The following is a 12,696-nucleotide window of genomic DNA, read 5'->3' as shown; positions in this document are numbered from 1 at the left end:
CCTCGGCAGGGGCCATCGATTTTCCAGATGGCGCTATCGACAGAGGATATGGCCCGCTGCGCGAAAGCTCACTAGCATTCGCACCCATTCGCTACGCGCCGCCGGATTCACCAGTCCGCAGGCGGCGGGGAACCCGGCCCATCGGCCTGCATGATTTCCCCGCAATTCAGACGCAAGCTGGCGCCCCGGTGGTTGTTCTGTCCCGGGTTTGTCGGCCACCCCGCGGTACCCGATCGCCGCGCCGTCCCTTGTCGCAGTCCCTTGTCGCTTCCCTCGTCGCAGTCCCTCGTTGTTGTGCCTTGCCTCCCCCCTTGTCCCGTCAGCGTGCAGAGCCCCCCGCATGGAGCACTCCCAACCCCCCGCCCCCTCCCTTCCCGAACACGAGCCCGAAGCGTCCGGCACCGGTCGACCGCGGTCTCACCGGCTCGAGCTGACGGCACGCCGCCAGAGCGGATCGCAGGCCGTCATCCAGGCGCTGGTCGATCACAACGTGACGATGTTCTTCCTGTGCAGCGGAGGCGCCTTGATCGCACCGCTGTGCGAGGCGCTCAGCGCACGCGCCGGGGTGCGTGTCGTGCGCCTGTCGCAGGAGCGGGCGGCGGTGCACGCGGCCGAGGGCTACGCCAAGGCGACCGGGCAGATGGCGGCGGTGCTGGTGTCGGGCGGCTCCGGCGTGGCGGCGGCCGTGGCGGGGTTGATGAGCTCGATGGCCGATTCGGTGCCGGTGCTGTGCATTGCCGGGCAGGTCGACTCGGCGCTGATCGGCACCGATGCGTTCCGCGAGTGCGACGCGCTGGGCATCACCCGTTCGGTGACCAAATGGAGCCGGCGCATCGACCTGGCGCACGATGCGGCCGACATCGTCGACCGTGCGGTGCAGGTGGCGCGCAACGGGCGTTGCGGGCCGGTGCTGCTCGAGATGCCGATCGACGTGCAGCGCACCCAGGTGCCGGTGCGGCGGTTGGCGACAGCGGCAGCAACAGCCGCGGCCAGCAGCCTGCGTGCGGGCCAGGTGCCGAGGTCACCACCGGAGCGGCGGCTCGTCCACTCGGTCGCGCAGATCCGCGCCGCGCGCCGGCCCTTGCTGTACGCCGGCGGCGGCGTGATCCGCTCCGGTGCGGCCGCCAGTGAAGCGCTGGCCGAGTTCGCGCGGGTGGCCGATCTGCCGTGCGTGCTGACGATGGCGGCGCTCGGCGCGCTGCCGTCTGCTGATCGGCGCTGCCTGGGCTGCCCGGGCGAGCAGGGCAGCCCGGTCGCGAACCGGGCGCTGCGGCAGGCCGATCTCCTGATCTGCATCGGCACGCGCCTCGACGAGCGCTCGTGGCCGCGCGACGAAACCCTGCCCTGCGCGCTGATCCATGTCGACATCGACCCGACCAGCATCAACAAGATCATTCCGGCCGCGACGCCCTTGGTCGGCGATTGCGGCGAGGTGTTGAAGGGGCTGGGGCAGCACTGGCTGCAGAACCCCGGGTTTCACGCCGCGCCCGAAGGCGGCGCGGCCGGCCGGCTGGACGCCTGGTGGCAGATGATCGACGGCTGGCGGCACGAGGCGGCGCTCGCCGAGGTGTCGCAACAGCAGCCACAACAGCAGCCCCGGCCCCCGATCGCCGACCAGGTGCTGCGCGCGCTGCGCGAGCCGCTGGCATCGCTCGACGCGGTCGTGACCGTCGACGACGGTCTGGCGCAGCAGGCCGGTGCACGCCACCTGCAGCACCGGGGCCCGGGCCGCTGGCTGGTGTCGGCGGGTGTCGGCATGCCGGGCTTCGCGCTGCCGGCGGCGATCGGCGTGCTGGCGGCGCAGCCGCTGCGGCCGGTGGTGTGCCTGAGCGATGCGAACGCCTTGCTGCCGACCCTGCACGAACTGCAGTCGGTCTACGACCATGGCTGGCCGCTGAAGCTGATCGTGTTCCCGCCACCGGTGGCCGACCTGCGGCGCAGTGCCGCGGCCTGCGCGGCGGCGCCGTCCGTGATGATCCAGCGGCCCGACATCGCGGCGGTGGCGCGTGCCTTCGGCTGGCGAATCCACCGGCTGAAGTCGGCCGCCGCGATCGAACGTGCGGTGGCCGACTGCCTGGCCAGCGACGAGCCCTACCTGCTGCAGGTCGACCTGTCGCTGGCCGACGCGTTGCGCGTCGAGCCGGCGAGCGGGCCGACGGTCGAGCTGGTGGTCGAGCCGGTGCAGGCCCGGCCTGCGCTGGCGCGCCAGCGGTGATGGTCACCACCACGGCCACCACGGCGGGCAGGGCGGGAAGGGCGGTGCCAAGGCGACCCAGGAGGACGAGAAAATCGAGTTGAGACAGCTCCGCTACTTCGTGCGCATCGTGGACATGGGCAGCCTGTCTCGCGCGGCCGGTGTGCTGCACGTTGCGCAATCCGCCCTCAGCCATCAGGTGGCCGCACTGGAAGACGAGTTCAAGAGCCTGCTGCTCAACCGCAGCTCGCGCGGCGTGTCGCCCACCGAGTGCGGGCTGCACCTGTACCGCTATGCGCAGGCGATCCTGAAGCATGCCGACGATGCGCACGATGCGGTCACCAGCTGCTCGACCGAGCCGACCGGGCACGTCGGCATCGGCATGCCGCTGTGCATGGTCGCGCCGCTCGGCCTGGCCATCTTCAACGAGGTCCGCACGCGCTATCCGGCGATCCGGCTGCAGGTCTACGAGGAGTTGAGCGGCACGGTGCTCGAATGGGTCAAGAGCGGCCGGCTGATGCTGGGCATCGCGTTTGACGACGGCAACCTCGAAGGGCTCGACATGGTGCGCGTGATGGAGGAGCGCCTGTTCCTCGTCGTGAACCCGAAGTCGCGGCTGGCGCGGCGCAAGGTCATCACGCTGCGTGAGCTGCAGGGCATCGAGCTGGTGCTGCCGGGGCTGGAGCAGGGCGTTCGCCACCGTGTCGAGCGCGTGATGATGCGCGAGGGCCTGTCGCCGCCGATCGTCATCGCCGAGATGAACTCGCTGACGCTGCTCAAGCAGGCGGTCACGACCAACCTCGCCGCGACCATCCTGTCGTGGCCCAGCATCGAGGTCGAGGTGCAGCAGAAGAAGCTCGCGGTGATCGAGATCACGCGGCCGTCGATCACGCGCACGGTGTCGGTGTGCGCCACCACCGTCGTCAAGCAGACGCGTGCCGCCGAATGCGTGCTGGCGGCGGCCACCACCGCGATTCGCCATGCGGTGCGCAATGCGTCGTGGCGCGGCGTGCGCCTGCTGAGCGCCGGCGCATGACTTCAGCCGGGCGAACACGCCGCGTGACTGCAAGAAATTGCAGCCTCGCTGCACCGATCGCCGAAGGGGATCGTTGCAGCAGATGGCGCGTTCTCGAAAAGCTATGGCGTGGCCGGCGCGCTCACGATGATTCGTCGCTAGCCTTCCCTTCTGCCGAGCGCCGGCCAACAGGCGTCGTGTTTCACGGCTGTCTCACTTGCCGTCTCAGAGAGGACCACCATGATCGATCTTGCCACTGCCGCTGCCGCCTTCGCGGCCCCGCCCGCCACCGCCCTGACGGGCGCGCCGATGGCGCTGCTCGATGCGCTGCGCCATCGCTTCAGCCTGCGCTTCAAGCTCGGCCGTGCGATGCGCGAGCAGCACGGCTGCGAGGGAGCGTCGTCCGACACGACGGCGCCTGACGGCGTCGTGTTCGCCCACACGACCGAGGAGGTGGCCGAGGTCGTGCGGCTGTGCGCGCAGCACCGCGTCGCGGTGACTGCGTTCGGCGTGTTCTCGTCGCTCGAACGCCATGTGCTGGGCCATGCGGGCGGGATCTCGATCGACTTGTCCGAGATGGACGAGGTGCTGACGATCAATGCGCAGGACCTGACCGCGACGGTGCAGGCCGGCGTCACCCGTTCGCAACTGAACGCCGAGGTGAAGGACACCGGCCTGTTCTTTCCGATCGACCCGGGCTCGAAGGCCTCGCTCGGCGGGATGGCCGCGACGCGCGCCGGTGGCACGAGCGCGGTGCGCTACGGCACGATGCGCGAGAACGTGATGGCGCTCACCGTGGTCACGGCCGAGGGCAAGATCATCCGCACCGCGCGCCGGGCCAAGAAGTCGTCTGCCGGCTACGACCTGACGCGCATCTTCGTCGGCAGCGAAGGCACGCTGGGCATCATCACCGAGGTGACGGTGCGGCTGTACCCGAGGCCCGAGGCGATCGCGACGGCGGTGTGCACCTTTGCCGACGCACGCAGCGCGGTCGACACCGTGATCCAGACCATCCAGACCGGCGTGCTGGTGGCGCGCGCCGAGTTCATGGATGCGCTGGCGCTGCGCGCCGTCAACCTGCACACCGAGACCTCGTTCAAGGAGCGGCCCACGCTGTTCCTCGAGTTCCACGGCACGCCGGCCGGCGTGGCCGAGCAGGCCGAGATCGTGCACGATATCGCGCGCGAGCACGGCGCCGACGACTACGACTGGGCCGACCAGCCCGAAGACCGCACGCGGCTGTGGAGCGCGCGCCACACCGCGTTCAACGCCTGTGAGCTGCTGCGCCCCGGCTGGCGCACCTTCACGACCGATGCCTGCGTGCCCTTGTCGCGGCTGGCGCAGTGCATCGAGGAGACCATCGAGGACACGCGGCGGTCGTCGCTGCTGTGCCCGCTGTTCGGCCACGTCGGCGACGGGCACCTGCTGTGCATCCTGATTGCCGACCCCGACAATCCGGACGAGATGGCCGAGGCCGAGCGCCTGAACCAGCGCATGATGAGCCGCGCGATGCGCATGGAAGGAACCTGCACCGCCGAGCACGGCATCGGGGCGCAGAAGGTGGTGCTGCTGACGGAAGAGTTCGATGCCAATGCGGTGCACCTGATGCGGCAGCTGAAGCGGGCGTGGGATCCGTTGAACATCCTGAATCCTGGCAAGGTGATCGCGATTCCGGAGTGATCTCGGCGCGGCAAAGGCGGCTCTGTGCGTACACAAACACCCGTTCGCCCTGAGCCCGTCGAAGGGTTGTGCCCGGCGCACGCAGGGCCTTCGCCAAGCTCAGTCCTACCCTTCGACAAGCTCAGGGCGAACGGTGTTTCTTTGCCAACGAGCCCCACACCCCCCGCCCGCGCCTTTGCTCGCGCCCATGCCCGCCGCACGCCAAGTGATCAAGTGATTGCGTCCAGCAGCTCGCTCTCGATCTCGATCTGCGCCCGGTTCTGCTGCAGCGCCGACCCGTCGATCAGGAAGGTGTCTTCGACCCGCTCGCCGAGCGTCGTGATCTTCGCGAGCTGCAGGTTGATGTGGTGCCGCGCCAGCACCCGCGAGATGGCATAGAGCAGGCCGGAGCGGTCGCTGGTCGACACCGACAGCAGCCAGCGCTGGCCGCGTTCATCGGGCCGCAACAGCACCCGCGGCGTGATCGGGAACGACTTCACGCGGCGCGAGAGCCGGCCGCGGCTCGGCTCGGGCAGCGGGCCGTCGGCCTTCAGCGCCAGCGTGGCCTGGTTCTCCACCAGCGAGATCAGGTCGCGGTAGTGATGCTCCATCTGCGGGCTGATCACCTGGAAGGTGTCCAGCGCATAGCCGGCGCGCGTCGTGTGGATCTTCGCGTCCAGGATGTTGAAGCCGGCGCCGTCGAAGTAGCCGCAGATGCGGGCGAACAGGTCGGGGCGGTCGGGCGCGTACACCAGCACCTGCAGCCCCTCGCCGACCGATGACAGCCGCGCCCGCACGATCGGCTCGGTGCTGGTGACGTGGCGGAACAGCGAGCGCGCATGCCAGGCGATGTCGCCGGCATCGTGCCGCGCGAAGTAGCTCAGCTCCAGCGTCTTCCACAGCGGCACCTCGGTGCCCGGCAGCAGCGAATACAGGTTCAGCGTGTGCCGCGCATCCTGCCGCCGCGCCTCGATCTCGGCGTCCATGTTGGGCCGGGCACCGCCCAGCGCGCGCAGCGTCAGCCGGTACAGGTCTTCGAGCAGCTTGCCCTTCCAGGCATTCCACACCTTCGGGCTGGTGCCGCGGATGTCGGCCACCGTCAGCAGGTACAGCGCGGTCAGCCGGCGCTCGGTGCCGACCAGCCGCGCGAAGTTCTCGATCACCTCCGGGTCGCTCAGGTCTTCTTTCTGGGCGATCCGCGACATCGTCAGGTGGCCCTTGACCAGGAACTCGATCAGCGCGGTGTCGTCCTTGTCGAGCCCATGGTCGCGGCAGAAGCGGCGCACCTCCACCGCCCCCAGGTCGGAGTGGTCGCCGCCGCGGCCCTTGGCCACGTCGTGGAACAGCGCGGCGATGTACAACACGTACGGCCGGTCCCAGGTGGACGCGAGCTGCGAGCAGAACGGGTACTCGTGCGCATGCTCCGGGATGAAGAAGCGCCGCACGTTGCGCAGCACCATCAGGATGTGCTGGTCCACCGTGTAGACGTGGAACAGGTCGTGCTGCATCTGCCCGACGATGCGCCGGAACACCCACAGGTAGCGGCCCAGCACGCTGGTCTGGTTCATCAGCCGGAAGGCATGCGTCTGGCCTTCGGGCTGGCGCAGGATCTGCATGAACGTTGCGCGGTTCGCCGGATCGCGCCGGAAATCGCCGTCCATCACCTCGCGGGCGTTGTACAGCGCCCGCAACGTGCGCGCCGACAACCCCTTGATGCCCGGCGTCTGCTGGTAGACCAGGAAGGTCTCGAGGATGGTGTGCGGCTCGCGCTCGTACAGGTCGTCGCTCGCCACCTCGAGCATGCCGGCGCGGTCGAGGAAATGCGGGTTGATCGGGCGCATCGGCGCGTCTTGCGAGCCGTTGATGCGCTCCTCGATGTTCAGCACCAGGATCTGGTTCAGCTGCGTCACCGCCTTGGCCGCCCAGTAGTAGCGGTGCATCAGCTGCTCCGAGGCGCGGCGCGCCGCCGTGGTCTCGTAGCCGAAGCTCTCGGCCACCGCGGTCTGCAGGTCGAACACCAGCCGGTCCTCGCGGCGGCCGGCCACCATGTGCAGCCGGGCGCGGATCAGGCGCAGCAGGCCTTCGTTGCGCTGCAGCTGCTTCACCTCGAAGGGCGTGATCAGTCCCTTCGCGGCCAGCTCGGTCCAGGTGCGGCCGAGGCCGGCCGCGCGTGCGATCCAGACCACCATCTGCAGGTCGCGCAGGCCGCCGGGGCTTTCCTTGCAGTTGGGTTCGAGCGAGTAGGGCGTGTCCTCGTACTTCTGGTGGCGCTGGCGCATCTCGAGCGTCTTCGCGCGCAGGAAGGCCTTCGGGTCCATCGCGGCGGCATTGGCGCGCCGGAAGGCGTTGAACACCCGCTTGGAGCCGCACAGGTAGCGCGATTCGAGCAGCGCGGTCTGCACCGTGACATCGCCATGCGCCTCGGCGACGCATTCGTCGACGGTGCGCACGCTGGAGCCGATCTCGAGCCCCAGGTCCCAGCAGGCGGTGATGAAGCCCTCGACCGAGGATTTCAGCGCGTCGTTGTCGGAACCCGGCGCGCCGATGCGGGCGTTGTGCAGCGCATCGCCGGGCGGCAGCAGCACCAGCACGTCGACGTCGGAATGCGGGTACAGCTCGGCGCGCCCGTAGCCGCCGACCGCCAGCAGCGCGGCACCCGGCGGCATCATCGCGTGCTGCCACAGGCCGAGCAGCGTCTGGTCGACGTGGCGGGCCAGCGCGCGCACCAGCCGGGTCGCGGCCGGCGCGGTGGCGCGCGACTCGCGGAAGTGCGTCATCAACGCCGCCTTGCCCTCGCGGAAGCGGCTGCGCTGCTCCGCCAGGCTGCGCGCGGCAGCGGGCGCCGGTGTGTCCACCGTCATCGCCATCGAGGCCACCGTCAGGCGGCGGTGGTGGAGGCGCTGGCTGCCGTCGCGGTTCCAGCGGCGCCGACGAAGGCCGGCGGCGGCGGGCTGCCGGCCGACACCGTCAGCACCTCGTAGCCGGTCTCGGTGACCAGGATCGTGTGCTCCCACTGGGCCGACAGCGAGCGGTCTTTCGTGACGATGGTCCAGCCGTCGCCGGCCTCGCGGATGTCGCGCCGGCCGGCGTTGATCATCGGCTCGATCGTGAACACCATGCCCGGCACCAGCTCCTCGAGCGTGCCGGGGCGGCCGTAGTGCAGCACCTGAGGTTCTTCATGGAACTTGCGGCCGATGCCGTGCCCGCAGAACTCACGCACGATCGAGAAGCCGGCGTTCTCGGCGAAGGTCTGGATCGAGTGGCCGATGTCGCCCAGGTGGATGCCGGGCTTCACCTTGACGATGCCCTTCCACATGGCGTCATACGTCATCTGGCACAGGCGGTTGGCAGCGATCGAGCCGTGGCCGACGACGAACATCCGGCTGGTGTCGCCATGCCAGCCGTCCTTGATGACGGTGACGTCGATGTTGACGATGTCGCCCGCCTTCAGCGGCCGGTCGTTCGGGATGCCGTGGCAGACCTGGTGGTTGATCGAGGTGCAGATCGATTTCGGGTAGGGCGTGTAGCCCGGCGGCGCGTAGTTCAGCGGGGCCGGAATGCCTTGCTGGACGTCCACGATGTGGTCGTGCGCCAGCTTGTCGAGCTGCTCGGTGGTGATGCCCGGCTTCACGTGCGGCGTGAGCATGTCCAGCACTTCGGAGGCGAGCCGCCCGGCGATGCGCATGCCTGCGACATCCTCGGCGGTTTTGATCGTGATCGTCATGGGGCGGAATTATTGCACCGACCCCCGTAAAATCCCGGGTTTCCACCGGCAGTCCCTGAACACGACCCGGTCTCCAGAACCCGAAGCTGGCCCCAACGTGACGTCCACACCCAAGCATCTGCTGCACTTCGAGGGCGGCAACGCCTTGTCCGCCTTCCGCGCCCAGGCCCTGCTGCCGCGGCTGCAGGCGATCAGCCCGCGCATCACCGCCGTGCACGCCCGGCACGTTCACTGGGCCTGGAGCGACCAGCCGCTGCCGCGCGACGCCCACGACAAGCTCGCCGCGCTGCTGACCTACGGCGATGCCTACGCCGGTCCGTCAGACGGCGCGCTGGTGCTGGTGGCGCCCCGCCTGGGCACCGTGTCGCCGTGGGCCAGCAAGGCCACCGACATCGCCCACAACTGCGGCCTCGCGATCCGCCGCGTCGAACGCGTGACGGAATACCGGCTGGTGCTGAAAACCGGCCTGGCCGGGCTGCTGGGCGCTGCCAAGCCGCTCGACGCCGGCGAACTGCAGCAGGCCGCCGCGCTGCTGCACGACCGCATGACCGAAAGCGTGCTGTTGCAGCGGGGCGACGCCGCCCACCTGTTCGACGAGCAGGCCGGCAAGGCGATGGAGCATGTCGACGTGATCGGCTCGGGCCGCGCAGCGCTGGAGACCGCCAACAAGGACTTCGGCCTGGCCTTGAGCGACGACGAGATCGACTACCTGGTCGCCGCCTTCACCGGCCTGAAGCGCAACCCGACCGACGTCGAGCTGATGATGTTCGCGCAGGCCAACAGCGAGCACTGCCGGCACAAGATCTTCAACGCCGGCTTCACGATCGACGGCGTCGAGCAGCAGCGCTCGATGTTCGCGATGATCCGCAACACCCACCAGCTCGCGCCGCAGCACACGGTGGTCGCCTACAGCGACAACGCGTCGGTGATGGAAGGCGGCCCCACGCAGCGCTGGCTGCCGCAGGGCTACACCAATGCGCCGTTGTACGGCCCGCGCGAGGACACCGTGCATGTGCTGATGAAGGTCGAGACGCACAACCACCCGACGGCGATCTCGCCGTTCCCCGGCGCGTCGACCGGTGCCGGCGGCGAGATCCGCGACGAAGGCGCGACCGGTCGCGGCTCCAAGCCGAAGGCGGGCCTGACCGGCTTCAGCGTCTCGAACCTGCACCTGCCGGGCACCAGCGAGCCCTGGGAGCAGTCGCCCTACGGCAAGCCGGAGCACATCGCGAGCCCGCTGCAGATCATGGTCGACGGCCCGCTCGGCGGCGCCGCGTTCAACAACGAGTTCGGCCGGCCCAACCTGGCCGGCTATTTCCGTGTCTACGAGCAGACGGTCGACGGCCAGCGCCGCGGCTACCACAAGCCGATCATGATCGCCGGCGGCCTGGGCAGCATCTCGGCCAGCCAGACGCACAAGATCCAGTTCCCGGCCGGCACGCTGCTGATCCAGCTGGGCGGCCCGGGCATGCGCATCGGCATGGGCGGCGGTGCGGCCAGTTCGATGGCGGCCGGCGCAAACGCGGCCGAGCTCGATTTCGATTCGGTGCAGCGCGGCAACCCCGAGATCGAGCGCCGTGCGCAGGAGGTCATCAACCACTGCTGGGCGCTGGGGGAGTCGAACCCGATCCTCGCGATCCACGACGTCGGCGCCGGCGGCATCTCGAACGCCTTCCCCGAGCTGGTCGACGGCGCGGGCCTGGGTGCGCGCTTCGACTTGAGCCAGGTGCCGCTGGAAGAAAGCGGCCTGGCCCCGAAGGAGATCTGGTGCAACGAGAGCCAGGAGCGCTACGTGATGGCGGTGTCGCCGGAGGCGCTGCCGATCTTCCGCGCGATGTGCGAGCGCGAGCGCTGCCCGTTCGCGGTGGTCGGCGTGACGACCGCGGCAAAGCAGCTGGTGCTGGACAACCCCGGCAGCGACGACACGCCGATCGACATGCCGATGGAGGTGCTGCTCGGCAAGCCGCCGAAGATGCACCGCGACGTGAAGCGCATCGCGCGCACGCTGCCGGCGCTGCAGCTCACCGACGTGTCGCTCGACAAGGTGGCGTTCGACGTGCTGCGCCACCCGACGGTGGCGAGCAAGCGCTTCCTGATCACGATCGGCGACCGCACCGTCGGCGGGCTGAACCACCGCGACCCGATGGTCGGCCCGTGGCAGGTGCCGGTGGCCGATTGCGCGGTGACGCTGGCCGATTTCCGCGGCTTCCGCGGCGAGGCGATGAGCCTGGGCGAGCGCACGCCGCTCGCGACGCTCGATGCGCCGGCCTCTGGCCGCATGGCGGTCGGCGAGGCCATCACCAACCTGCTGGCCGCGCCGATCGAGCTGGAGCGCATCAAGCTCAGCTGCAACTGGATGGCCGCCTGCGGCGAACCCGGCGAAGACGCCGCGCTGTACGACACCGTGAAGGCGGTCGGCATGGAGCTGTGCCCGGCGCTCGGCATCAGCGTGCCGGTCGGCAAGGACAGCCTGTCGATGCGCACGCGCTGGAGTGACGCCGGTGATGCGAAACAGGTGACGGCGCCGGTCTCGCTGATCGTCACCGCCTTCGCGACGCTGGCCGACGTGCGCGGCACGCTGACGCCGCAGCTGCAGCCGGGCGACACCACGCTGGTGCTGATCGACCTCGGCCAAGGCAGGAACCGCATGGCCGGCTCGATGCTGGCCCAGGTGCTGAACCAGTTCGGCGACGAGGTGCCCGATCTGGACGACCCGGCGCTGCTGAAGTCGCTGGTCGCCGCGATCAACCAGCTGCGCAGCCAGGGCCGGCTGCTGGCCTACCACGACCGCAGCGACGGCGGCCTGTGGGCGGCGGCCTGCGAGATGGCCTTCGCCGGCCACCTGGGCCTGAGCCTGAACGTCGACATGCTGGTCACCGAGAGCGACGGCATTGCCGACAGCCGCGCCGAGCATGGCGACTCGAAGAACTGGGCCGGGCAGGTCGGCGCGCGCCGCACCGAGCTGACGCTGAAGGCCTTGTTCAACGAAGAGCTGGGCGCCGTGATCCAGGTGCCCACCGAGGCACGCGACGAGGTGATGCAGGTGCTGCGCGAGCACGGCTTGTCGAAGCACAGCCATGCCATCGGCAAGACCAACCCGCGCGGCGTCGTCGAGGTCTGGCGCGATGCGAAGGCGGTGTTCAGCGCGCCGCTGCGCGACCTGCACCAGGCCTGGGACGACGTCAGCTGGCGCATCGCGAAGCTGCGCGACAACCCGGCCTGTGCCGACGCCGAGCACGAGGCCGCCGGCCGCGCCGACGACACCGGGCTGCACCTGCAGCTGGGCTTCGACCCGTCGGAAGCGATCGCGCCGTATGTCAACACCGCGCGCCCGAAGGTGGCGATCCTGCGCGAGCAGGGCGTCAACAGCCACCTCGAGATGAGCTACTCGATGGCGCAGGCCGGCTTCGACACCTTCGACGTGCACATGAGTGACCTGCAGACCGGCCGCGCGCGCTTCGACCAGTTCCAGGGCTTCGTCGCCTGCGGCGGCTTCAGCTACGGCGACACGCTGGGCGCCGGCGAAGGCTGGGCGCGCTCGGTGATGTTCAACCCGGTGCTGGCCGAGCAGTTCGCGGCCTTCTTCGGGCGCAGCGACACCTTCGCGCTCGGCGTGTGCAACGGCTGCCAGATGATGGCGGCGCTGTCGCCGATGATTCCCGGCGCGCAGGATTGGCCGAAGTTCACCCGCAACCGCAGCGAGCAGTTCGAGGCCCGGCTGGCGCAGGTCGAGGTGCTCGAGAGCCCGTCGATCTTCTTCGGCGGCATGGCCGGCAGCCGGCTGCCGATCGCGGTGGCGCACGGCGAGGGGTTTGCCGATTTTTCGCAGCGTGGCGATGCGGCCAAGGTCAAGCGCGCGATGCGCTTCGTCGATGCCGCCGGCAAGCCGACCGAAGCCTACCCGGCCAACCCGAACGGCAGCCCGGACGGCCTGACCGCGGTGACCACCGACGACGGCCGCTTCACAGTGCTGATGCCGCACCCGGAGCGGGTGTTCCGCAACGTGCTGATGAGCTGGACGTCCGGTGACATCAATGCCCACAGCCCGTGGATGCGCATGTTCCACAACGCCAGAAAGTGGATCGGCTGAGAACACCAACCAGG

Annotated in this window: 6 protein-coding genes; 4 read left to right on the top strand and 2 right to left on the bottom strand. The window is 69.6% G+C overall.

Features of this window, described 5'->3' with window-relative positions; translation table 11 throughout:
- Positions 1-340 precede the first annotated feature (340 nt).
- The 3 genes from ACXJLU_RS06290 (at position 341) to ACXJLU_RS06280 (ending at position 4,889) form a co-directional block, all read left to right on the top strand.
- Complete coding sequence (locus tag ACXJLU_RS06290; RefSeq protein WP_457329590.1) at positions 341-2,215, top strand: thiamine pyrophosphate-binding protein; 1,875 nt, start codon at positions 341-343, stop codon at positions 2,213-2,215.
- 79 nt (positions 2,216-2,294) lie between these two features.
- Entirely contained in the window at positions 2,295-3,230 is a 936-nt protein-coding gene (locus ACXJLU_RS06285; RefSeq protein WP_457329589.1) for a LysR substrate-binding domain-containing protein, read from the top strand.
- A gap of 219 nt (positions 3,231-3,449) precedes the next feature.
- On the top strand, positions 3,450-4,889 hold the full coding sequence (locus ACXJLU_RS06280; RefSeq protein WP_457329588.1) for an FAD-binding oxidoreductase: 1,440 nt from the start codon (positions 3,450-3,452) through the stop codon (positions 4,887-4,889).
- A 209-nt stretch (positions 4,890-5,098) separates the two neighbouring features.
- Here ACXJLU_RS06280 and ACXJLU_RS06275 read toward each other — a convergent pair whose 3' ends face one another.
- Positions 5,099-7,735: a [protein-PII] uridylyltransferase gene (locus ACXJLU_RS06275; protein ID WP_457329625.1), complete on the bottom strand. Its 2,637-nt coding sequence runs from the start codon at positions 7,733-7,735 to the stop codon at positions 5,099-5,101.
- 11 nt (positions 7,736-7,746) lie between these two features.
- Positions 7,747-8,592 (bottom strand): type I methionyl aminopeptidase, encoded by an 846-nt coding sequence (gene map, locus ACXJLU_RS06270; RefSeq protein WP_457329587.1) that lies wholly within the window; start codon positions 8,590-8,592, stop codon positions 7,747-7,749.
- Positions 8,593-8,689: 97 nt separating this feature from the next.
- Here map and purL point away from each other — a divergent pair, with 97 nt between their 5' ends.
- A complete protein-coding gene (gene purL / locus ACXJLU_RS06265; RefSeq protein WP_457329586.1) occupies positions 8,690-12,682 on the top strand; it encodes a phosphoribosylformylglycinamidine synthase in 3,993 nt (1,330 codons plus the stop codon).
- Positions 12,683-12,696: the final 14 nt, after the last annotated feature.

This window comes from Rhizobacter sp. P5_C2 (genome assembly GCF_054049715.1).
Note: the sequence above shows the minus strand (reverse complement) of the source record. Positions and strands in the feature narration are given on the sequence as shown.

Coding starts and splice junctions, on each gene's coding strand:
- ACXJLU_RS06290 (WP_457329590.1), top strand. CDS start 341: ATGGAGCACTCCCAACCCCCCGCCCCCTCCCTTCCCGAACACGAGCCC.
- ACXJLU_RS06280 (WP_457329588.1), top strand. CDS start 3,450: ATGATCGATCTTGCCACTGCCGCTGCCGCCTTCGCGGCCCCGCCCGCC.
- ACXJLU_RS06275 (WP_457329625.1), bottom strand. CDS start 7,735: ATGGCGATGACGGTGGACACACCGGCGCCCGCTGCCGCGCGCAGCCTG.
- map (WP_457329587.1), bottom strand. CDS start 8,592: ATGACGATCACGATCAAAACCGCCGAGGATGTCGCAGGCATGCGCATC.